Below are 23,237 nucleotides of genomic sequence, written 5' to 3' on the forward strand. Positions count from 1 at the left end.
CGCCTGTCAACGCTTGATGCGAATTAGGACCGATGGTGGAACGCGCGTGGCCCTATCGCGCCATGGCATGGTATTCGTCGTTCGGCCGCATGTCGATCGCGGCCGCGACACGGTTCGACATGTTGAAGAAGGCCGCGGTCGAGGCGATATCCCAGATGTCGCGATCGCTGAAGCCTGCCTGGCGCAGGGCCGCGCGATCGGCCTCGACGATCCTGGCCGGCTCCTCGGTCAGCTTGACGGCGAAGTCGAGCATTGCCGTTTGCTTCGGCGAAAGGTCGGCGGCGCGGAAATTCATCACCATCATCTCACCAAGCAGGGGATCGCCCGAGAGCTGGCGCACCGCCGCGCCATGCGCGGTCAAGCAGTAGTAGCAGTGGTTGATGGAGGAGACGGCGACCGCGATCATCTCGCGTTCCAGCTTCGACAGGCCGGACTCACCCAGCATCAAATCATTGTACATGTCGGTGAAGGCGCGCAGCTTCTTGTCGTCGAAGGCATAGGCCTTGAGCACGTTGGGGACGAGGCCGAGCTTTTCCTCGCATTTGGCGAAATAGGCTTTTGTCGGCTCGCTCAGCTCTCCGGCGGCCAGGTCTAGCGCGGTGATTTTGCCGGTCATCGTGTCATTTCTCCTCGTCATCGAAGCCTTGCCGCCGAATTCCGAGAATTCTTGGCAAGCCGTCAAACCTTTGTCGCCAAACAGCGGTCATCTGCTACCATAGTCGCAAAAGCATGCGACGGGAGGGAAGAAGCGTCATGGCCAGCGTAAAATCCGCAGCTAAGTCGAGGAAGAAGGCACCTGCGGCAAAGGCCGATGACAGGCCGGCCAGGCTCGCCGATTACCTGCTCGCCCGCGCGCCGGCGGAGGATATCGCCGCCTATGACGTGGCCGACCTCGAGCGTGCCGCCGATCTCGCCGGCCAGGCGGTCGCCGCCCACAAAAAGGGTGAGTGCGTCGTCGCCGTCGAAGCCGATTCGGGCGTGGTTCGCGAAGGCCGCCCGGTGACCGTCATCACGGTCGTCAACGACAACATGCCGTTCCTGTTCGATTCCATCCTCGGCGAGGTTACAGAAACCGCCGGTGAACCGACCCTGGTCACCCATCCGGTGATTACGGTCCGCCATGGCAAGACGGGTGTCGACGAAATCCTCGGCGATGGCAATTTCGCCAGGGATGACGGCAGCCACGACCGGCTGAGCGTGATCCATGTCCATATTCCCCGGCTGACGCCCGAACAAGCAAATGGCTTGACCGAGCGGCTGCGCAAGATGCTCGGCCAGGTGCATGCCGCCGTGAACGACTGGCGGCCGATGCTGGCCCGGCTCGATCAGGCCATTTCCGAATTCCGCTATTCGGCGGTGCCGCTCGACAAGAAGAGCGTCGCCGAGGCGATCGCCTTCCTGGAGTGGCTGCGCGACGACAATTTCACTTTCCTTGGCATGCGTGAATTCAAATACACCGGCGGCGAGGAAAGCGGCAATCTGGAGCGGGCAGAAAAACCCGGCCTCGGCATCCTGACCGACCCGGACGTGCTGGTGCTGAGACGCGGCACCGAGGCGGTGACGACGACGCCGGAAATCCGCGCTTTCCTGCACGGACCGGAGCCGCTGATCGTCACCAAGGCCAATGCCAAGTCGCTGGTGCACCGGCGCATCTATCTCGATTACATCGGCGTCAAGACCTACAGCGCCAAAGGCACGTTGGCGGGCGAACTGCGCATCGTCGGCCTGTTCACCTCGACCGCATACACACGCTCGGTGATGAAGATCCCGTATCTCAGGTCCAAGGCCGAAACCATCATCGCCAAGTCGGGGTTCGACCGTCACGACCACTCCGGCAAGGCGCTGATCAACGTGCTGGAAAGCTATCCGCGCGACGAGCTGTTCCAGGTTCCGGTGCCGATCCTGCGCAAGCATGCCGCTGCCATTCTGGGCCTGGTCGAGCGGCCGCGCGTGCGGGCGCTGGTGCGCGTCGACCAGTTCGACCGTTTCGTCTCGATCCTCGTCTTCGTGCCGCGCGACCGCTACGACAGCGTCGTGCGCGAGAAGATCGGCACCTATCTGAAAACCGCGTTCGAGGGCCGGCTGTCGGCCTATTACCCGGCTTTCCCGGAAGGCGGGCTGGCGCGCGTGCACTTCATCATCGGCCGCTCCGGCGGCAAGACGCCGAAGGTCGAGCAGGCGACGATAGAGGCGGCGATCCGCGACATCGTGCGCACCTGGGAAGATGCGCTTGCCGATGCGGCCGAAGCCAGCGGCAGCGACCCGGCGTTGAAAGCCATCGCCGCGCGGCTGCCAGAGAGCTACCGGGATACGTTCAGCGCTGGCGTGGCGCTGGCCGATGCCGGACGAATCGCCAAGATCAGCGCCGGCAATCCGATCGCCATCGATTATTACCGCCATGCCGAGCAGAAGCCGCACCAGGCGGCGCTGAAGATCTATCACCATGGCAGCCCGGTGGCACTGTCGCGGCGCGTTCCGGTGCTAGAGAACATCGGCTTCCGCGTCATCAGCGAGCGGACTTTCGAAGTCGGCGACGACCAGTCGGGCCTGGTCTTCATCCACGACATGGAACTGGAGAACAGCTACGGCAAGCCGATCGACCTCGCCGACGGCGGCGCGCTGTTCGAGGACGCTTTCCTGTCGGTGTGGCGGGGCGACGTCGACAATGACGGCTATAACGGCCTCGCCCAGACCGCCGGCCTGTGGTCGGGCGAGATTACCATCCTGCGTGCCTATGGCCGTTACCTGCAGCAGGTCGGCATCCCGCAGAGCCAGGATTTCATCGCCGCCGCACTCAACCGCTATCCCGAGATCGCGCGCGGCCTGCACGCGCTGTTCATCGCCCGGCTCGGCCCGACGGCCGAAACCGAAGGCGTGGTGGCGGCAAAGCACCTCAAGGCCAAGATCAAGGATGCGCTGGAGGATGTGCCCAACATTGATGACGACACCATCATCCGCCGCTACCTCAATTTGATCGAAGCCTCGCTGCGCACCAATCATTTCGTTGCCGATACGAAAGAAAAAGGCCAGTCGCTGGCGATCAAGCTCGAGTCGCAGGCGGTCGAGGGATTGCCGGCGCCGCGGCCATGGCGTGAAATTTTCGTCTACGGCTCGGAGGTCGAAGGCCTGCACCTGCGCTTCGGCCCGGTTGCGCGTGGCGGCTTGCGCTGGTCCGACCGCGCCCAGGACTATCGCACCGAGGTGCTCGGCCTGGTCAAGGCGCAACAGGTCAAGAACGCCGTCATCGTGCCGGTCGGCGCCAAGGGCGGCTTCTATCCCAAGAAACTGCCGATGAGCGCCGGACGCGACGCGATCTTCGAGGCCGGCACATCGGCTTACAAGAACTTCGTTTCCAGCCTGCTCTCGATCACGGACAATATCGGCCTGGACGGCGTCATTCCACCGGCAGGTGTCGTGCGCCGCGACCAGGACGATCCTTATTTCGTCGTCGCCGCCGACAAGGGCACGGCAACCTTCTCCGACACCGCCAACGCCATCTCCGAAAAGCACGGCTTCTGGCTCGACGATGCCTTCGCCAGCGGTGGTTCGGCCGGCTACGACCACAAGAAGATGGGCATCACCGCCAAGGGCGCCTGGGAAGCGGTCAAGCGGCATTTCCGCGAGATGAACCGAGACATCCAGACCTCGCCCTTCTCTGTCGTGGGCGTCGGCGACATGTCGGGCGACGTGTTCGGCAACGGCATGCTGTTGTCGCCGAAAACGCGGCTGATCGCCGCTTTCGACCATCGCGACATCTTCATCGATCCCGATCCCGACATGGCGGCCTCGATGGCAGAGCGCGAGCGCATGTTCGCGCTGCCGCGTTCGAGCTGGCAGGACTATGACAAGACCAAGCTGTCGGATGGCGGCGTCATCGTTTCGCGCAGCCAGAAATCGATCACCTTGCCGGCTGCCGCGGCGGCGGCGATCGGACTTGCCAAGACGACCGCCACGCCGGTCGAGATCATGACCGCCATCCTCAAGGCGCCGGTCGACCTCTTGTGGTTCGGCGGCATCGGCACGTATCTCAGGGCATCGACCGAGACCAATGCCGAGGTCGGCGACCGCGCCAACGACGCCATCCGCATCACGGCGCTCGACGTGCGCGCCAAGGTGATCGGCGAGGGCGCCAACCTGGGTGTGACGCAGCGGGCGCGCATCGAGTTCGGCATGAATGGCGGCCGCTGCAACTCCGATGCGATCGACAATTCGGGCGGCGTCAACTGCTCCGACGTCGAGGTCAACATCAAGATCGCGCTGGCGTCGGCAATGCGCAAGGGATCGCTGACGCGGCCGGCGCGCAACAAGCTGCTGGCCGAGATGACCGACGAGGTCGGCGGGCTGGTGCTGTCCAACAACTACCAGCAGACGCTGGCGCTTTCGATCGCTCGCAAGCGCGGCCTCGCCGACATTGCGCATCAGAGCCGCTTCATGACGGCGCTGGAAGCACGTGGCCTGCTCGATCGTGTCGTGGAAACACTGCCGTCGCCGGCAGCGCTTGCCGAGCGCGAGGCGCGCGGCGAGCCGTTGACCCGGGCCGAGCTCGGCGTGCTGCTCGCCTATGCCAAGATCGTGCTGTTTTCCGACATCGTCGCCAGCGACGTGCCTGACGATGCGCATTTCGACCGCGACCTGATGGGTTATTTCCCGGACCGGATGGCGAAGAAATACGCTTCCGAGATCCATGGCCACCGGTTGCGCCGCGAGATCATCGCGCGTGTCGTCGCCAACGATCTGGTCAATCGCGGCGGGCCGTCCTTCGTCAACCGGCTTCAGGAGGCGACGGGGCGCACCGCAGCAGATGTAGTGCGCACCTTCGCCGTGGTGCGCGATGGCTTTGCGCTGCCTGCGCTCTATCGCGAGATCGACGCGCTCGACAACCAGGTCGACGGCCAGGTGCAACTCGATCTCTATCAGATGGTGAGCCGGCTTATCTACATGAGCAGCGGCTGGTATCTGAAGAACGATGCCGGAACGGCACCGCTCGGCCAGCGCATCGCCGAACTGCAGGATGCGCGCAAGGCGCTGGAGCCCAAGCTCGTTTCGCTGCTGCCGGCTTTTTCGCGCGAGCGGATCGAGGAGAAGCGGCACGGGCTGTTCAAGGCGGGCGCACCGGAAAAGCTGGCCGAGCAGCTGGCGATGAGCGAGGCGGCGGAGCTCATCCCCGACGTCGCGCTGACGGCCCGCACCGCCGGCGCCGATATCGTCGCGGCGGCCAAGGCGTTCTTCGCCGTCAGCGATGCCTTCCGCATCCCGCGCGTCGAGGATGCGGCGCGCTCGATCACGCCATCGGACTATTATGACCAGCTCGCTCTGTCCCGCGCCACCGATACGATCGGCGCGGCGCGGCGCGGCATCGCTATCGCCGCGCTTACCGGCCATGCCGAGGCGGCCGATCCGGTGGCGGCCTGGCTCGAAGCTGGTGGCGAGCGGGTGGCGCGCATCCGCGAACGGCTGCAGGCGTTGACGGAGGGCGGCGACATCACCGTGTCGCGGCTGTCGGTTGCGTCGGGGCTGATGAGCGATCTGACGGGCATGTGAGCCAGCGGTTGTCCGTTTGCATGATCATTCGAAACATGCAGACATGGCGCCCGAAATGGGCGGAGCGGACGCCGGGGGAATCACTATGGCGGTAGAGACAGTGCAGCGGGCATCCGGGCGCGGCATCTGGGGGTGGATGTTCTTCGACTGGGCGGCGCAGCCGTTCTTCACGGTCGTCACCACCTTCATCTTCGGCCCCTATTTCGTTTCGCGCATGGCGGGCGATCCAACCACTGGCCAGGCCGTCTGGGGTTATGGCATCGCCGCGGCCGGGCTGGTCATCGCGGTGCTATCGCCGATCCTCGGATCGATCGCCGACCAGACCGGGCCGCGCAAGCCGTGGATCGCGTTTTTCGCGGCGATCAAGATCACCAGTCTCACCTTGCTCTGGTTCGCCGCGCCGGGTTCCAACCTGTTCCTGGTCGTGGCGCTGTTCTCGCTGGCCTCGGTGGCAGCGGAGTTCTCCACTGTCTTCAACGATTCCATGATGCCGCGGCTGGTGCCGAAGAGCGAGATCGGCCGCATCTCCAACGTGGCCTGGGGCCTCGGCTATCTCGGCGGCATGATCGCACTGATCTTCGTCGTCACCTGCCTGGCCGGCTCGCCGGAGACCGGCAAGACGATCATCGGCATCACCCCGCTGTTCGGGCTCGATCCGCAACTGGGCGAGGACGCTCGCGCCACCGGGCCGCTGTCGGCCGGCTGGTATTTCCTGTTCATCCTGCCGATGTTTTTCTTTACGCCCGACGCCATCAAGGGCATCCCGATCGGGCCGGCGGTGCGCGAAGGCCTGTCGGAGCTGAAATCGACACTGGCCGAGGTGCGCAAGCGCGGCGGCATCTTCCGCTTTCTCGTCGCCCGCATGATCTACCAGGATGGCGTCAATGCCTTGCTGGCGCTGGGCAGCACCTTCGCGGCGGGCATGTTCCACTGGTCGATCACCGAGATCGGGATGTTCGGCATCATCCTCAATATCGTCGCCATCTTCGGCTGCTGGGTCGCCGCCCGCCTGGACACCGCGCTGGGCTCCAAGGCGGTGGTGATGATTTCGCTGGTCATGCTGTCCATCGCCACTATCGGCGTGGTCTCGACCGGCCCTGGGTTCACGCTGCTCGGCCTGATCCAGCTTTCGACCGCCGATTCAGGCGGCCTGTTCGGTACGGCGGCCGAAAAGGCCTACATCATGTACGGCCTGCTGATCGGCCTGGCCTTCGGGCCGGTGCAGGCCTCGTCGCGCTCCTACATGGCGCGCAGCGTGACCGCAGCCGAATCCGGTCGCTATTTCGGCATCTATGCGCTGGCCGGTCGGGCGACCAGTTTCCTGGCGCCGTTCATGGTGGCGACGATTACCGCAACCAGCGGCTCGGCCCGGCTTGGCATGGCGGCGATTATTTTGTTCCTGGCCATTGGCATGGCGATCCTGGTTCGCACACCGTATCCGGCGGATCGGCCGGAGTAGATGCTTCGATAATTCACCCCACTGGCCGCCGAGCGGCAGGTTAGTGCCTGAAATGCCTAATGCCTGTGAACACCATGGCAATGCCATGTTCGTCGGCGGCGGCGATGACATCGTCGTCGCGCATCGAACCGCCCGGCTGGATCACGGCGGTGGCACCGGCTTCGATGGCCGACAGCAGGCCGTCGGCGAAGGGGAAGAAGGCATCCGACGCGACCACCGAGCCCTTGGTCAACGGCTCGGCCATGCCTGCCGCCTCCGCCGCGTCGATCGCCTTTCGCGCGGCGATGCGCGAGGAATCGACCCGGCTCATCTGGCCGGCGCCGATGCCGACCGTGGCGCCGTCCTTGGCGTAGACGATGGCGTTCGACTTGACGTGCTTGGCGACGCGGAAGGCGAATTTGAGATCGGCCATTTCACTAGGCGTCGGCGCGCGCTTCGTCACCACCTTCAGTTCGAGGTCGTCGACCACGGCATTGTCGCGGCCTTGGACCAGCAGGCCGCCTGAAACCGACTTGACCGTCGTGCCGGCCGTGCGCGGGTCCGGCAGGCCGCTGGTGACCAGCAGGCGCAAATTCTTCTTGGCAGCTATGATTGCAGCGGCCTCGTCGGTCGCGTCGGGCGCGATGATCACCTCGGTGAAGGTTTTCACGATTTCCTCGGCCGCCTCGGCGTCAAGGGTGCGGTTCAAGGCGACGATGCCGCCGAAGGCCGAGACCGGATCGCAGGCGAGCGCCTTGGCGTAGGCCGCTTTCAGCGATGTGCCTTCGGCTACGCCGCACGGATTGGCGTGCTTGATGATGGCGACGGCGGCCGAGCGATTGGGATCGAATTCGCCGGCCAGTTCGAAGGCGGCGTCGGTGTCGTTGATGTTGTTGTAGGATAGCTGCTTGCCCTGCAACTGCCGCGCCGTGGCGACGCCCGGCCGTTTGTCGCCATTGACGTAGAAGCCGGCGCCCTGGTGCGGGTTCTCGCCGTAGCGCATCACCTCGGCCAGCCTGCCGCCAAAAGCGCGCCAGGTTGGATGCTCGATTTCCAGCGCCTCGGCGAACCAGCCCGAGATCGCCGCATCGTAGGTGGCTGTGCGGGCGAAGGCCTTCGCCGCCAGCTTCTTGCGGAAATCCAACGACAGAGAGCCGATGTTCATCTCCAGCGCGTTGAGCACCGCGGCGTAGTCGCCGGGATCGGTGACGATGGCGACATAGGCGTGGTTCTTGGCCGAGGCGCGGATCATCGCCGGGCCGCCAATGTCGATGTTCTCGACGATCGCCGCGTAGTCGGCGCCGGAGCGGCGGACTTCCTCGAACGGGTAAAGATTGGAGACGACGAGATCGATCGGCTCGATGCCGTATTTGCGCATCGCCAATGCGTGCTCGGGGTCGTCGCGCACGCCAAGCAGCGCGCCATGCACGGACGGGTGCAGCGTCTTGACGCGGCCATCCATGATCTCGGGGAAGCCGGTGAGCTCGGAGACGTCGCGCACCGCCATGCCGGCCTCGGCGATCGCTTTTGCCGTGCCGCCGGTGGAGACCAGCTCGACGCCGGCCGCGGCCAGTGCCCTGGCAAAGTCGATCAAGCCCGTCTTGTCGAAGACGGAGAGCAGCGCACGGCGGACCGGAACGAGGTCCGGGGCGGGAATGTTCTTGGCAGGAACGGCCATGGCTGGCGGCCTTTCATGTCTGGAGGAGCGTGCCCGCGCCGTAGCACATGAGGCTCGGAAATCAAGCGTTGGCTTTTTCGCGGCATGCCATTGCCGCCGCAAGCTCAATTGTTTTCGGGATAACCGGCGATCTTTGTGCGGGTCAGCTGCCAGTGGACATCGGCAATTTCGGACGCCTTGAAGGCGAGTACGATCTGGCGGCTGCGGCGCGGACCGCCAAGACCGGCGAAATAGATCGATTCCTCAACTTCGGGCACCACTTCGCTGGAGGTGAACACCCAGGTATCGGCCTGATCGCCGGTCAGGACCAGCCGCTCCTGCTCGTCCTGCAGCAGATTGATGTCGGGGTGGATGTGAAAGCGCACGGTGATGAAATCGCGGCCATTGTTGCGGATCGCTGTGCTGCCCGGCCGCTGGAACCGGTCCCGGCCCGCCAGCACATTGCCGTCCGAGGAGAGTTTCAGCTCGCGCTCATGCAGGAAGCCGAAACGCTGGAGATAGCCGTCATGACGGGCGATGAAGCCGTGGACGCCCTTCTGGTCGATGCGCTTGCACTGCACTTGCTGCGGGCCGCCGATCAGCGGTGAACCCAACTGGTCGTTTACCCGCAGCGCGTGGGTGAAACGCGCCGAAGACGTGTCGTTGATGGTGGCCGTCGAATGCGCGGCGGTGGCGCGGGCCAGCGGCCGGAACTCGGCGGCGCCGTAGGTGTCGATGCCGGCATTGACGATGTAGTGCTGGCGGCCCGACGACAGTTCAAAGGCAAGGCAGCCGGCATGCGCTGCATTGGACACGTCGACCGGTGGCGGCAGGCCGGTATCGGCTATGACGGTGGTGCCGCCCATCGCCAGCCGCTCATAGCCCGAATGCGGCGCATGCAGCAGCGGTGCGCCGGCGGTGTCGTCATGGCGCAGGATGGTGGCGATGCGGTCATGGATGGTGGCGCCCATGCCGTTGAACCGGGCGAGGCTGCCGTCCTGGTGGCGGAAGAAACGCAATGCCGGCAGCATGCGGTCGATGGCACCGATCAGCGCCTGCGGCGGCGCTTCGGCCTGGTTGGCATAGGTCTGGCGCAGCGGCAGGAGGTCGGCGAGGATTTCCAGCACCGCCATTGGATTGCGCGAGATGTGACCGCCGTCGGCAAGGATCTGGCGATTGAGTTCCCCGGCGAGGTTGCGGGTGGCGCCGCGCAGCGCCGAGGCCGGCGCCGGCAGGGACAGCGCCGCGAAGGCCAGGGCGATGCGGGCGCGCAGCCGGTCCTTGCCGTCGGGCATTTCGCGCGCCATCGACCTGAGATAGCGGATCTGCATGGCCAGCGATTTCAGGAAAGCGCGGTAGAAGGGGAACTCGGCACCCTGCAGCACGATGGAGGAGTGCTGCAGCCAGGCAATGATGCGTTTGGCCGTCGTGCCTGGCTCCCAGGCAACGCCCGAAATATGATTGCCATGCATGGCGATCCAGTCCGAAACCAGGGCACGGGCGTTGGCGGCGGCAAGCTCGGTGCCGGCGGCGCGCATATGGCGCAGCCAGCGGAAGCCATGCAGCGTTTTCTGCCAACCGTGATTGGGGACATTGATCTGGAAAGGGGATTTGCCGCCGGTCTCGACCAGGTGGCCGGACAGGGGATAACGGCCGTAGTAGATCTCGAGCGCGATCTGCGGATCGGCGAGGCGCAGGTCCGGCGGTGCGATCAGGACACGTTCGGGCGTGCGGCCCGAATAGCGCCAGCGATAGATCGGCCCGGCGCGCAGGCGCCGGCGCGTCTTGCGCCAGAACTCCTTCGCGACCAGCGTCCACAGACGCGTCGTGTTGCCGGCAGCAAGTGCCAAAACCCCTCCTGGTCGTCCTCTATCCCAAGCACAAGCTTATATGATTCAAGAACTTATGCGAAGGCGGATTTCGCCTCGGTAAGGCGCGCAACGGGGCCGTGGCCGGGTCGCCCCTAAAAAAGTCACGTCTTTTCCGGGCCATACAGCCGGTTTTCCTGCGACTTATGTCTTCTTGCGGCGGCGGCCAAACGCGCTGGGCCAGCAGTTTTCGCGGTCCCGAAAGGGCCGCGGAACGCGGAAGGCATCGCCGATATGGACCCTCGTCGCGACCGTTAGATCGAATCGGTAGCCGCCGCAATTGCCTCGCGAACAGGATGCGCGGCTGAAACGGCGTGAGCAGATGGAGGTCGGTTTCCTATCCATAGGAAGGGGCCGAATGATAAGGTATTCTCCGGCCAAGGTCGAACCGATCCAGGTGATTGAAATGTCGGTATCAACGGATGAGCAGGCATTTCCGGACACCCCGCCGGTTGCCCTCACAGCTGACGGCAAGCTGCTGTCGACAATGCCGAACAGGCTCGGATACCTTTCCGCGACCGACCCGTCCGTCGGCATTGAAGCCATCCGGCATCTTTATGCGACCCAAGGCTATGTCTGGCTGAAGGGCCTTTTGCCCCGCAGGGAAGTGATCGATTTTCGTGGCTGGGTGCTTTCCCATCTTGCCGAGAGCGGGCTTTTGGAACCCGGGACGGATCCCTCGCTCGGCATCGCTTCGGATCGTGCCATCGACCGTCAGCTCGCCGAGCGCCGGCTGATGTCGGTGGTCCGGTCAACCGGTTATGAAGGCTTCTGCGCCCAGCCGCGCCTGTCGCGCTTGATGGATGGTTTCGTGGGCGGCCTATCCTATCTGCACAAACGCAAGATCATGCGCTTCACCTTGCCTGGAACGGCCACCGCGACGCCGGCGCATTACGATCTCGTTTATCTGCGCGGAGGCACCAACCGGGTGGTGACGACCTGGATACCGATCGGCGACACGACCATCGACATGGGCGGCCTGGTCTACCTGGAGGGATCACACGCCGTCGGCGCCGCCCTGGAGAGACAGTTCAACAAGGACAATTCCGCTCTCAGTCCGCAGGAGCGCATCAGTGCCTATAATCGCAACATGAGTGAGGGCGGCTGGGTGTCGAAGGACCTGCCCGATATGGCGGAGCGGTTCGACACGCGCTGGCTGATGGCGGATTTCGAAGCGGGCGACATCGTCCTTCACTCGCCCTACATGATCCATGCCTCGACGACCAACCAGAGCCTCGATGGGTTGATCCGGCTGTCGACCGATATCCGCTACCAGAATGTCGACGACGAAATCGATGCCCGCTGGGGCAATCATTGGAGCCTTGATGACATGCTTTAGAGTGGTACAGCGTTTGATGGGATCGCCGACCGTTCTAACTCTTTGTTATCACGCAATTCCGGACGGAAAATCGTCACACGCTTTTCCTGGATTGCTTTAGCCTGCGCGTCGCATGCGGGCCGCGTAGAAGCCGTCGAGACCGGAAATCGCGGGTGCGCCCAGCACCATGTCGGCGGGCGTGGTGCGCAGCGTGCCATCGGATGTGAGGAACGGGTCGAGACAGGCAGATTCACCCAGCCGGATCGGATCGGTGGTCACCCCCGGATTGTCGACCAGGAAGGCGCGGTAGAGTTCCTCGCCTTCCCGCGGATCGAGCGAACAATTGGAAAAGACGATCCGGCCGCCGGGCCTGACCAGCATCACGGCGCGGGCGAGCAGCCTGCGTTGCAGGTCGGCGAGTTTTTCGACGTCCGCCGCCGTCTTGGTCCACGGCACGTCGGGATGTCGCCGAACGGTGCCGGTCGAGGAACATGGCGCGTCGAGAAGCACGGCGTCGAACAACTCCGCCGGCTCGTATTTGAGCAGATCGGCCTGGACGATTTCGGCGGAGAGGCCGAGGCGGGCAAGGTTCTGCGTCAACCGCGCCAGCCGGTTCTTCGAAGTGTCGACGGCGGTGACCTTGGCACCGGCGAGAATGAGCTGCGCGGTCTTGCCGCCGGGCGCGGCGCAGAGATCGGCGACGCGCAATCCGCTGACATCGCCGAACAGTCTTGCCGGCAAGCTGGCGGCCGCATCCTGGACCCACCATGCACCCTCCGCGAAGCCCGGCAATTCGGTGACGGCGCCGGCAAGCTTCTCCACCCGAACCGTGCCCGTCGGCAGGACAATGCCGCCAAGCTTTTCGGCCCAGAGTTCGGGATCGGCCTTGACCGAGAAATCGACCGGCGCCTCGTGGCGGTGGGCAGCCAGGATCTGCCGGGCCTTCTCGGCGCCATAGGCGGCCTTCAGCCGGTCGGAAAACCATTTCGGCGCTTCGTCGGTGGCGGCAAGCGCGGCCGGAAGCTCGGATTCCTTGGCCCGCGCGAGCGTGCGCAGCACACCGTTGACCAGGCCGGAAAAGCGCTGCGTGCGGGGATCGGACTTGGCGTGCGTCACCGCGAGGTCGACGGCGGCGCTGTCGGGAATATCGAGGAACAGGATCTGCGCCGCCGCCACATGCAGGATATGCGACAAGGCGGTCGCGTTGGGCGGCAGCGGCTTTTCCAGGCGCCGCGCCAGGAGTCCCGCTATGGTCATGCGGTAGCGCAGCGCGGTGACCAGTATGGCGCGTACCAGGCCACGGTCGCGCAGATCGAGCGCCTTGTATTGCGGATGGCCGTTCTCGTGATCGGTCAGGCCGTCGAGCGGCGTGCGGGCGTCGATGACGGCGGCCAGCAGCCGTGCCGCCGCCTTGCGCGCGGCGAGGCCGGCAACGAATTCGCCGCCGGCATTGTGATCCTGATCGCCTGAAACCGTGCGTCGAGGTGCCCTGCCCGCGCTCACGACCACCGGCCCTTGGGCCCGGTCGGATTGCGACCCCACGGATTGGATTTTGGGCTGGCTGGCCCAGTCGCCGGTTCTGGCGCGGTTGGCTTGCCCCACGGTCCGGTCATCTCCGGCTCGTCAGCCTGCGTTGACATCGGCGCTTGGCGCTGCGTGGCTGGCGGAGCGCCTTCGCCCATCCGCTGTGCCATCGCCTGCAGCGCGGCGATGCGGTTGTCGGTGCTCGGATGGGTGGAGAACAGACTGTCCATGCGCTCGCCATGCAGGGGGTTGATGATGAAGAGATGCGCCATCGCCGGATTGCGCTCGGCATCGGGATTGGGAATGCGTTCGGCCCCGCGGGCGATCTTGTCAAGCGCGGAGGCCAGCCACAGCGGGTGTCCACAGATTTCGGCGCCGCGCCGGTCGGCCTCGTACTCGCGAGTACGGCTGACCGCCATCTGCACGATCATGGCGGCGAAGGGCGCCACGATCATCGCCGCCAGCACGCCGACAAAGCCGAACGGATTGTTGTTTTCGCGGCTGCCGCCGAGGAAAAAGGCGAAATTGCCGAGCATCGAGATGGCGCCGGCAAAGGTGGCGACGATGGTCATGGTCAGCGTGTCGCGGTGCTGGACGTGGGCGAGCTCATGCGCCATCACGGCGGCGACCTCCTCATGGGTCAGCCGCTGCAGCAGGCCGGTGGAGGCGGCGACCGCCGCGTTCTGCGGATTGCGGCCGGTGGCAAAGGCATTCGGTTGCGGATTGTCGATCAGATAGGTCCTGGGCATCGGCAGGCCGGCCTGCTTGGCCAGCGCCTGGACGATGGCGTAATATTCCGGCGCGTTTTTCTCGTCGACCTCGACGGCGCGATTCATCGACAGCACCATCTTGTCGGCGTTCCAGTAGCTGAACAAATTGGTGCCGGCGGCAATGACCAACGCGATCATCATGCCGCCCGAACCGCCGATCAAAAAACCGACGCCCATGAACAGCGCCGTCATGGCGGCGAGAAGCATGGCGGTGCGAATGGTGTTCATCGTCTGCTCCTGTCCGGATGGTGGTGAAAAAGGCTCGATCCTCGTGAGGTCATCGCTATATGATGGGAAACGCCCGTTCCCGTTTCAATCCACTGGAAATATCGCATGAACGACGAAACCAGTAAAACGCTGCCCGGCCCGGACGATGGCACGCCGCAACAGGAGCTGACGCCCGCCGCCCGCCGCGCGCTGCAGGAAGCCGAGGCAAGGCGGCAGGACTACCGCCGCAAGGAAGCAGCACTTCCGCGGGAGATCGGCGGCCGTGGCGGCAAGGAGCCCGGCCGCTATGGTGACTGGGAGGTCAAAGGCCTGACCAGTGATTTCTAGCGACTGATCTCAAGCAGCGTTGCGCTGCGGCTCGAGCGCAACCCAGCCTCGCTCGTCGACGCTGATGCCGATTGCGTCATAACCTGATATCGCGGCGTGCTGTGTTGCCAGGGGATGCTGGTGCGTGGCGTTGATCACCATGACCGAAGCGCCCGCCGCCTCCGCCGCCGCGATGCCGGCCGGGGCGTCCTCGAACACCAGGCAATCGTGCGCGTCGAAGCCAAGCCGTCTTGCGCCGAGCTGGAAGCAATCTGGCGCCGGCTTGCCGCGGGAAACGTCCTCCGCCGCGACGAGGACCGCGGGGACGGGAATGCCGGCGACCTTCATGCGTGCAAGCGCCAAGGAGCGTGGCGCCGAGGTTACGATCGCCCAGCGCTCCGGCGGCAGGGAATTGAGGAATGCCACGGCGCCGGCGATCTGGACGATGCCGTCGAGATCGTCGGCCTCGGCCTTCAGCAGCAGATCCGCTTCGTGTCTCGGGTCGACGCCCGGGAGCGCCAGGGCGGTAATGGTCTCGATCGCCCGTACGCCGTGGATCGTCGGCAGGAAGGCCGCGACGTCGAGGCCGTGGCGCCGCGCCCAATCGCCCCAGACCCGCTCCGCCGAGGCGATGGAATTGATGAGCGTGCCATCCATATCGAAGAGGAAGGCGGCGAATTTTCTGCCAGCAAACATGATTTTCCTTGAAGTGCGGGGAGGGGTCGAGGGAGGACGCAACCGTAACGCCAAGGCGGTGACATGGAAAGGCGCGCGAGCGCATTTGGGGAAAGGCGCGCGAGCGCATTTGGGGAAAGGCGCGCGAGCGCATTTGGGGCGCGATCCAGGGAACCACCGTCACCTTGCAACGTTTCAAACGTACAATTCCCACCCCGCGAACCAAGGGACGACGCCCATGCTGATACGCCTCGGCTATGAGATTGCCATCGAATGCGCCGAGGCCACTCCGGTGATTTCGCTGCTCGAGATTCACAAGGACAGGCAGGCCGACATCAAGCGGCAGACGCGTGTCCTGACCTCGCCTTCGGTGCCGACCAGACTCTATCATGACCTGCACGGCAATGCCTGCCGCCGCTTCACGGCGCCGGCCGGCGGCTTTCGCATCCTTTATGATGCGGTCGTGGAGGACAGCGGCGAGACGGATGAGGTCAATACGCTGGCCCGGGAAATGCCCGTCGCCGAGCTGCCCGACGAGGTGCTGTTCTATCTCCTGGGCAGCCGCTATTGCGAGACGGATCATCTGAGTAACCTTGCCTGGCAGCTCTTCGGCCATCTTCCTTCCGGCTGGGCGCGGGTGCAGGCGATCGTCGACTATGTCCATAACCGCCTGTCCTTCGGCTACGGCTATGCCCGTTCGACCCGCACCGCCGCGCAAGCGCACGAGGAACGTGTCGGGGTGTGCCGAGACTTTGCCCATCTGGCGATCACGCTCTGCCGCTGCATGAACATTCCGGCGCGGTACGTGAACGGCTACCTCGGCGATATCGGCGTGCCGGCGGATCCCGCGCCGATGGATTTCTCGGCCTGGATGGAAGCCTTCCTGGACGGCAAGTGGTATACGTTCGACCCGCGCCACAACCGGCCGAGGACCGGTCGCGTCGTCATTGCGCGCGGCCGCGACGCCACCGACGTTCCCTTGCTGCACAGTTTCGGCCCGCACCGGCTGAGCTTGTTCAAGGTATGGACCTACGAACAGGAAGGCAGGCTGTTCAATCCACCCTATCACGGCATCGACAGGACGGTCAGCGCGCGGATGCTGGCCTAGCTGCGTTGATATTCAGGTGAGGCCGGGCTGCAAATGGCTTGGCCTGACCTGAATCTCAACACACCTGGCCGGGTTTGTGCCTCGACATGCTTCGCAATCCTGGGACAGTTGGCCCGCTTCGGGACAGAGATGCTGTGCCGCAACAAGACGTCGCCGGACACCGGACCAGCACTTCGCTATGGGCATGGTAAGCGTCCGGTAAAGGTGCGCGCGGATACACGCTGACGTTTACCGACCGTTCACCTTCTTACCCCGTGAAAATCCAATAAAAGCAATGTTCTGCTGGTGAATTCCCGATCGCGGATCGGGTCGCCTCCCGTTCCGGCTGGAATCCTGCATTGCCCCCGATGCGGCGACGAGGCCGAGGCAAGTGGAGGCTGTTGGATGCGGAATTACGGGGGTCTTGTTCACGCGGTCGGCGGCTTCGCCAGAGACCGCAGTGGAAATTTCGCGGTCCTGTTCGGCTTTGCTGCCTCGGTCTTGGCGCTGGCCGCAGGCTTCTCGGTCAATATCACGCAGCTCTACAACGCCAGATCGAGCCTGCAGGGCGTGATCGACGCGGCAGTGACATCGACGGCACGTGACCTGACCACCGGCGCCATCAAGGAGGCCGACGCAAACAAATCCGTGCAGGCCTTTCTCGACGCCAACGGCACGGGGGGCATTCTGCACGCTGGCCAGATCGTGCTCGACAAGCTGATCGTCGACAGGACCGCCAACACGGTCCAGGCGGATGCCCACGTCGATGTCGGCCTCTATTTCCCGTTGTTCAGCACCGGTGACATGCAGCGCGTCGGCGCTTCCACCAAAGCGCTCTATTCCGACAAGCAGATAGAGGTGGCCATGATGCTCGACATAACGGGATCGATGGCCAAGCGGGGCAACGTCAACAAGATCGGCGATCTGAAAGTCGCTGCGACGAACGCCGTCAAGACGATGCTCGAGAACCAAGACCCGAAGAACCCCCGCGTCCGTGTCGCGATTGTGCCCTACGCATCTGGCGTGAACGCCGGAAAACTGGCCGAAAACGTCTATGCCGAGAAGCAAGGGAGTTCCGAACTACCACCCGTCGCCGGCAGTTCGCTTCTCGTTGCCAAGACGGGCAAAAATCTGCTGCCGACCTTCAGCGACTACGTCTCCATAGTTGGGGCGGCCATGCCACACCCGGATAATTGCGCCACAGAGCGCAAAAATAAGAACGGCGATGCCGACTTGAGCGCCGATGGCCCTGACACGGTTCGCACAGACAGGAACGGCAAGAAGTATTATGCCCTGGTGAATCGGGACGATCATCTCAGCGACCAGGGAATGAACAAGTGTCCTGACGCGCAAGTGATCCCGCTGACCGCGGATTCGGAGGCATTGCTTGATTCGATCGACGACTTCCAGGCCGATGGTTATACGGCCGGCGCGATCGCCATTCAGTGGACCTATTACATGCTGTCGCCGCAATGGCGCGCTGCGATCGAGAATGCCGGTCTCGGCAACGGCGCTTCGAACGCCGATGCGAAGAAGGTCGCCAAGGTTGCGATCCTGATGACCGATGGCCAGTTCAATACCGCCTTCGCGGGTGTTGCTGGGAGATACAACAGCCAAGGCAATCTTGCGCGCGGCAATGCTGAAACGCTGTGCGACAATATGAAAAATGACGACATCGAGATTTTCACCATCGGCTTCGACCTCAACGATAAGGATATGTCGGCAACCGAGAGGGATCAGGCAAAGGCGGTGCTAAAGGATTGTTCTTCGAAAGACGCCTCCGCCGCCGAGAGACATTATTTCGAGGTGTCCACCGGGCTGGAATTGGATAATGCCTTTCAGGAAATCATCCGCAACACCGAAAAGGTCGTACTGACCCAATAGACGTAAAAAGGAAAAGGCCGCCGCTTCTTTCAAAGCCGGCGGCCTTCCGTGTTTCCGTCCATGGCGCGGCTCAATGGTGGTGACGCTTACGTCACCAACCGCGCATCTCGCGCCTTAACGGGAAGACTGCTTCCCGAAAGTGCAATCCGCTGAGCCCACGTTCTGGAAAACGAAATCACTCGACATCGGATCACCTCCTTTCGATTTGTTGAACACACACTCATGATGGGGTGCGTTGCAGCAAATGACAAGATGCCGGGTGGAAAAAGCGTGACGTGCTTGCGATCCGCGGCCCAAAAGGACAACATCGCGTCATCGACCGCGGGGAAGGGCATGGACGCCACCGAAAGAGCTGCGCGCATCGTTCGAACGGTAGTCGAGGCGATCAAGCCCGGCTTCGCGGTCAGGCTGTGGACCGGCGAGCGGATCGGCCCCGCCACCGGCCCCGTGCTGATCATCAACGACCACGATATTGTCTGGCAGATCGTTCGCCGACCGTCCCTGTCGACCCTTATCGAGATGTGGATTTCCAAGGCAGTCGACATCGAGGACGGATCGCTGTTCGATTTCTATGCCCTGCCTTCGACGGGCAAGCTGCGGTCGAAGCTGAAGGCATTGCCGAAACGGGCGCTTCTGCGTGACTTGCCGGCGGTGCTGTTTTCGAGAAAGCAGATGGCGTCGCGGGTCGATCTCGCGGGGCGCAACCCGTTCGTCAGCGGCTCCAGCAAGGAGGCGATCCAGCATCACTATGACATCTCGAATGCCTTTTACGGGCTCTTTCTCGACGAGCGCATGGTCTATAGCTGCGGGTATTTCCAGGATTTCGCAAACGGCATCGACGAGGCGCAGGTCGACAAGCTCGACCATATCTGCCGCAAGCTTCGGCTGAAGCCCGGCGAAAGATTGCTCGACATCGGCTGCGGCTGGGGCGCGATGCTGATCCACGCCGCGAAAAACTATGGTGTCGTCGGACACGGCGTCTCGCTCTCGCAAGCCCAGACCTCACTAGCGCGCGAGCGCATTCGCGCCGAGGGTCTGGAGGACAAGATCACCATCGAGATAAAGTCCTATGCGGAGCTCACCGGCACCTTCGACAAGATATCGTCCATCGGCATGTTCGAGCATCTGGGCCTGGCAAACCATGCCGCTTATTTCTCCGCTGTCCACCGGCTGCTGAAACCGGGCGGCATCTATCTGCATCACGCCATCACCAGGCGCAGCAAGGGCGACGTCAAGAAGACCCTGCGCAAGGGGCCGGAATACAAGGCGCTGATCAAATACATTTTCCCGGGTGGCGAACTCGACACGATCGGCATGACATCAAGCAATCTCGAAGCACACGGCTTCCTCGTCTATGATGTCGAGAATTTGCGCGAGCACTATGCCCGCACCTGCAGGCTGTGGGCCGAGCGTCTGCAGGCGCGGTTCGACGAGGCGATCGCCGAGGTCGGCGAAGCCAAGGCGCGGCTGTGGCTGCTTTACCTGAGCGGCTGCTCCATCACCTTCGAACGCGCCTCGGCGCAGATATTCCAGACTGTCGCCACCAAACGCGCGCGAGGCCCGAGCGGCCTGCCACCGACGCGGGCGGATCTTTATCGATAGGCTTGGGCCGGAAGGTCAGACGAACCGCATCGGCGCGCCGGTCTCGACACGACCGGGCCGGTCGACGGTGCAGTAGACGCCGAGGTTGTGGGCGTTGTGGCGGACCAGATTGCGCAGGATGGCGGGGTCATGGTCGAAACCATCCTGGGCGATGATGGTGAAGCCGCAGCGGCGGCACGGCTCGGAGATGGTCAGGACGAGGTCGCCGATGGCGAGCTTCTTGCCGATCCATTCGGTTTCAGGAAACGAGCCGTCGACCGAGGCCATGTCGACGACGATGTTGGGACGGAAGCGGCGCGGATCGGCGACCCCCTCCGGATGGAGCGCCTCCAGCCGTGCCAGCGAGGCCGTGGTCAGGAGATGGATCGGCGCCTTCCGGTAGCGCTCCGCGGTCAGCGGCCCGGCATAGCCGGCCGCGTTCTCCCCGCGGAACGGCCGGATCGAGGCGCGGAAGCCGAGATACGCCGACACGACGCGGTCGCATTCGGGGCCGGGGGCGGCGAGCCAGTCGCCATCGGGGACGGCGATTTCCAGTTCGCTGTCGCGGCTCAGCCGGGTGCGGATGCGCGGCACCTTGTGCCACTTGGCGTCACGATCGGGCCGGGCGATCTCATTGTCCGAGGCATCGACAAGGCCGAACAGGCGGTCGCCCTCGACGCCAACCGGTCCAACCAGGATGGTGTCCCGGCGCTCGCCGGCGAGCGAACTTGCCGGATAGCGCCACAACTGGGTGACGGTGCCCAATGCCGCGTCTTCCCGCATCAGCCCTTCTTGTTCTGCCTGTTGGCAACGAGGTCGTCGACCACGGCCGGATCGGCAAGCGTCGAGGTGTCGCCGAGCGCGGAAAAATCATCCTCGGCGATCTTGCGCAGGATGCGGCGCATGATCTTGCCCGAACGCGTCTTGGGCAGGCCCGGCGCGAACTGGATCTTGTCAGGCGTGGCGATTGCGCCGATCTCCTTGCGGACATGGGCGACAAGCTCCTTGCGCAGATCCTCGCTCGGCTGCCCGCCGGCCATCAGGGTGACGTAGCAATAGATGCCTTGCCCCTTGATATCATGGGGATAGCCGACGACGGCGGCCTCGGAAACCTTGTCATGGCTGACCAGGGCCGATTCGACCTCGGCCGTGCCCATGCGGTGGCCGGAGACGTTGATGACGTCGTCGACGCGGCCGGTGATCCAGTAGTAGCCATCGGCGTCGCGGCGGCAGCCGTCACCGGTGAAGTATTTTCCTTTGTAGGCGGAGAAATAGGTCTGCACGAAACGGTCGTGATCGCCATAGACGGTGCGCATCTGGCCGGGCCAGGAATCGGTGATGCAGAGGTTGCCGTCGGCCGCACCGTCCACCACCTTGCCCTCGCTATCGACCAGCTGCGGCTTGATGCCGAAGAAGGGCCGTGTCGCTGAACCCGCCTTGAGGTCGGTGGCGCCCGGCAGCGGCGTGATCAGGATGCCGCCGGTCTCGGTCTGCCACCATGTATCGACGATCGGGACCCTGCCGTCGCCGACGACGTTGAAATACCACTCCCAGGCTTCCGGGTTGATCGGCTCGCCGACCGAGCCCAGCACGCGCAGCGACTTGCGAGAGGTCTTCTTCACATGCGCGTCGCCGGCACCCATTAGCGCGCGCAGCGCCGTCGGCGCGGTGTAGAAGATGTTGACCTTGTGCTTGTCGATGACTTCCCAGAAGCGCGACTGAGAGGGGTAGTTCGGCACGCCTTCGAACATCAGCGTGGTGGCGCCGTTGGCGAGCGGCCCGTAGACGATGTAGCTGTGGCCGGTCACCCAGCCGACATCTGCGGTGCACCAATAGATGTCGCCGTCATGATAGTCGAAGACATATTGGTGCGTCATCGACACATAGACGAGGTAGCCGGCGGTGGTGTGCAGCACGCCTTTCGGCTTGCCGGTCGAGCCCGACGTGTAGAGGATGAACAGCGGATCCTCCGCCTTCATCTTCTCCGGCTTGCAATCAGACTTAACCGTCGCGACTTCGTCGTGATACCAGACATCGCGTCCCGGCGCCCAGCCGATCTTGCCGCCGGTGCGGCGCACGACCACAACGGTCTTGACCTTGACATGGTGCTTGGCGGCGATGTCGATCGCCTTGTCGGTGTTTTCCTTGAGCGGAATAGGTTTGCCGCCGCGCAGACCCTCATCGGCGGTGATGACGAAGGTCGATTCGCAATCGACGATGCGACCGGCCAAGGCGTCCGGCGAAAAGCCGCCGAAGACGACCGAATGGATAGCGCCGATACGCGTGCAGGCCAGCATCGCGTAGGCCGCCTCCGGGATCATCGGCATGTAGATGGTGACGCGGTCGCCTTTCTTGACGCCGTGCTTCTTCATCACATTGGCGAGCCGGCAGACGTGCCCGTAGAGTTCGTTGTAGGTGATTTTCTTGTCGTCGTAGGGGTTGTCGCCTTCCCAGATGATGGCGGTCTGGTCGCCGCGCTTCTTGAGGTGGCGGTCGATGCAATTGTACGAGACATTGGTCTGGCCATCCTCGAACCACTTGATCGAGACCTTGCCGTCGAAGGAGGTGTTCTTGACCTTGGAGAAGGGCTTGAACCAGTCGATGCGCTTGCCGTGCTTGCCCCAGAACTTGTCCGGGTTCTTCACGCTGTCGGCATACCATTTGAGGTAGGTGTCATTGTCGATCAGGGCGTTCTTCTTCCACGCCGGCTGGACGCGATGGACATGAACCTCGGACATTTCTTGGCTTTCCTCCCGAACCAGTCCGCCGGCTTGAAACGCCCGCGGGATCGCGGCGACGCAGCCGCGAATTCGGCGGCATTATTACCAGTTCCGTCGCGACGGCAACATTAGACGTTGGATTCGCGCGGCGGGATGCCGCAGGGGCGCTTTCCGGAACTGTCAGCACTCGACGCGGTTCGCTGCTAACCGCATGTTTTTACGCGAAAAGTTCCCTTTGAGATCAACAAAAATCAATAGACAGTTAAGTAACGGCGCGCACAATTGGCAGCTGGGAGGAAAGGAGAATCAACCAGGGGACCGCCCAAGGGGACCATAATGCACCACCATCTTGAAATGGACCTGATGCTCAAAGGCTACGGCCTGACCACGGCCAAGATTCTTTATCATTTCCCCGACCACCCGCATCTCCTGCAGAGCTTCGTCTGGCAGGACTACGACATCGCTCCGAGGTTTCCGGTGCTGATCCGGTTCATCGAATTCTGGAAAGCCAAGCTCGACGGGCCACTGCATTCGGTGGTCTACACGCACCAGAAGCTGATCGCGCCGAATGAATGGCGCAAGGTGGATGGCGAGTTCGTGCTGCATTGAGCGGTGATACAGCTGATCTCCCCCCGCAAGG

General features: G+C 63.7%; 16 protein-coding genes. 8 read left to right on the plus strand and 8 right to left on the minus strand.

Annotated elements, in window-relative coordinates:
• Positions 1 to 52: 52 nt before the first annotated feature.
• Complete coding sequence (locus FJ543_RS08355) at positions 53 to 616, minus strand: peroxidase-related enzyme (RefSeq protein ID WP_140662516.1); 564 nt, start codon at positions 614 to 616, stop codon at positions 53 to 55.
• Positions 617 to 753: 137 nt separating this feature from the next.
• On the opposite strand from FJ543_RS08355, the gene FJ543_RS08360 reads away from it, so the two are divergent.
• Positions 754 to 5,541 (plus strand): NAD-glutamate dehydrogenase, encoded by a 4,788-nt coding sequence (locus tag FJ543_RS08360; protein WP_140874666.1) that lies wholly within the window; start codon positions 754 to 756, stop codon positions 5,539 to 5,541.
• An 85-nt stretch (positions 5,542 to 5,626) separates the two neighbouring features.
• The gene (locus FJ543_RS08365; RefSeq protein ID WP_140874668.1) at positions 5,627 to 7,000 is read left to right on the plus strand and encodes an MFS transporter; all 1,374 of its coding nucleotides are present in this window, start codon (positions 5,627 to 5,629) and stop codon (positions 6,998 to 7,000) included.
• A 40-nt stretch (positions 7,001 to 7,040) separates the two neighbouring features.
• On the opposite strand, the gene purH is transcribed toward FJ543_RS08365, so the two are convergent.
• Positions 7,041 to 8,657: a bifunctional phosphoribosylaminoimidazolecarboxamide formyltransferase/IMP cyclohydrolase gene (purH, locus tag FJ543_RS08370; protein WP_140616559.1), complete on the minus strand. Its 1,617-nt coding sequence runs from the start codon at positions 8,655 to 8,657 to the stop codon at positions 7,041 to 7,043.
• A gap of 104 nt (positions 8,658 to 8,761) precedes the next feature.
• Positions 8,762 to 10,486, minus strand: a complete 1,725-nt coding sequence (locus FJ543_RS08375) for a heparinase II/III family protein (RefSeq protein ID WP_140874669.1) — start codon at positions 10,484 to 10,486, stop codon at positions 8,762 to 8,764.
• Between the two features lie 424 nt (positions 10,487 to 10,910).
• On the opposite strand from FJ543_RS08375, the gene FJ543_RS08380 reads away from it, so the two are divergent.
• Positions 10,911 to 11,843, plus strand: a complete 933-nt coding sequence (locus FJ543_RS08380; RefSeq protein ID WP_140875510.1) for a phytanoyl-CoA dioxygenase family protein — start codon at positions 10,911 to 10,913, stop codon at positions 11,841 to 11,843.
• Between the two features lie 96 nt (positions 11,844 to 11,939).
• Here FJ543_RS08380 and FJ543_RS08385 read toward each other — a convergent pair whose 3' ends face one another.
• Together FJ543_RS08385 and htpX are read right to left on the minus strand one after the other, a co-directional pair.
• Entirely contained in the window at positions 11,940 to 13,331 is a 1,392-nt protein-coding gene (locus FJ543_RS08385; RefSeq protein ID WP_181173945.1) for an RsmB/NOP family class I SAM-dependent RNA methyltransferase, read from the minus strand.
• Complete coding sequence (htpX, locus tag FJ543_RS08390) at positions 13,322 to 14,344, minus strand: zinc metalloprotease HtpX (RefSeq protein WP_015315147.1); 1,023 nt, start codon at positions 14,342 to 14,344, stop codon at positions 13,322 to 13,324. Before htpX ends, FJ543_RS08385 begins: the two co-directional genes overlap by 10 nt.
• A gap of 105 nt (positions 14,345 to 14,449) precedes the next feature.
• Between htpX and FJ543_RS08395 the strand changes: the two genes are divergently transcribed.
• Positions 14,450 to 14,671: a DUF1674 domain-containing protein gene (locus tag FJ543_RS08395; protein WP_140874673.1), complete on the plus strand. Its 222-nt coding sequence runs from the start codon at positions 14,450 to 14,452 to the stop codon at positions 14,669 to 14,671.
• Between the two features lie 9 nt (positions 14,672 to 14,680).
• Here FJ543_RS08395 and FJ543_RS08400 read toward each other — a convergent pair whose 3' ends face one another.
• A complete protein-coding gene (locus FJ543_RS08400) occupies positions 14,681 to 15,346 on the minus strand; it encodes an HAD-IA family hydrolase (RefSeq protein WP_140874675.1) in 666 nt (221 codons plus the stop codon).
• Between the two features lie 217 nt (positions 15,347 to 15,563).
• Here FJ543_RS08400 and FJ543_RS08405 point away from each other — a divergent pair, with 217 nt between their 5' ends.
• The 3 genes from FJ543_RS08405 to FJ543_RS08415 all read left to right on the plus strand — a co-directional run bounded on the left by FJ543_RS08405 (position 15,564) and on the right by FJ543_RS08415 (position 19,898).
• Positions 15,564 to 16,433 (plus strand): transglutaminase family protein, encoded by an 870-nt coding sequence (locus tag FJ543_RS08405; protein ID WP_015315150.1) that lies wholly within the window; start codon positions 15,564 to 15,566, stop codon positions 16,431 to 16,433.
• Between the two features lie 384 nt (positions 16,434 to 16,817).
• On the plus strand, positions 16,818 to 18,296 hold the full coding sequence (locus FJ543_RS08410; protein ID WP_140875512.1) for a TadE/TadG family type IV pilus assembly protein: 1,479 nt from the start codon (positions 16,818 to 16,820) through the stop codon (positions 18,294 to 18,296).
• A gap of 333 nt (positions 18,297 to 18,629) precedes the next feature.
• Entirely contained in the window at positions 18,630 to 19,898 is a 1,269-nt protein-coding gene (locus tag FJ543_RS08415; RefSeq protein ID WP_140874677.1) for a cyclopropane-fatty-acyl-phospholipid synthase family protein, read from the plus strand.
• Positions 19,899 to 19,913: 15 nt separating this feature from the next.
• Here FJ543_RS08415 and FJ543_RS08420 read toward each other — a convergent pair whose 3' ends face one another.
• On the minus strand, positions 19,914 to 20,660 hold the full coding sequence (locus FJ543_RS08420; RefSeq protein ID WP_140874679.1) for an MOSC domain-containing protein: 747 nt from the start codon (positions 20,658 to 20,660) through the stop codon (positions 19,914 to 19,916).
• Positions 20,660 to 22,615, minus strand: coding sequence for an acetate--CoA ligase (gene acs, locus FJ543_RS08425; protein WP_015315154.1), 1,956 nt, complete (start codon positions 22,613 to 22,615; stop codon positions 20,660 to 20,662). The genes FJ543_RS08420 and acs overlap by 1 nt, the downstream gene beginning before the upstream one ends.
• A gap of 318 nt (positions 22,616 to 22,933) precedes the next feature.
• On the opposite strand from acs, the gene FJ543_RS08430 reads away from it, so the two are divergent.
• Positions 22,934 to 23,206, plus strand: a complete 273-nt coding sequence (locus tag FJ543_RS08430) for an aspartate-semialdehyde dehydrogenase (protein WP_140874681.1) — start codon at positions 22,934 to 22,936, stop codon at positions 23,204 to 23,206.
• Positions 23,207 to 23,237: the final 31 nt, after the last annotated feature.

Origin of the sequence: Mesorhizobium sp. B2-5-7 (genome assembly GCF_006440875.1) — a bacterium.
GTDB lineage: Bacteria > Pseudomonadota > Alphaproteobacteria > Rhizobiales > Rhizobiaceae > Mesorhizobium > Mesorhizobium australicum.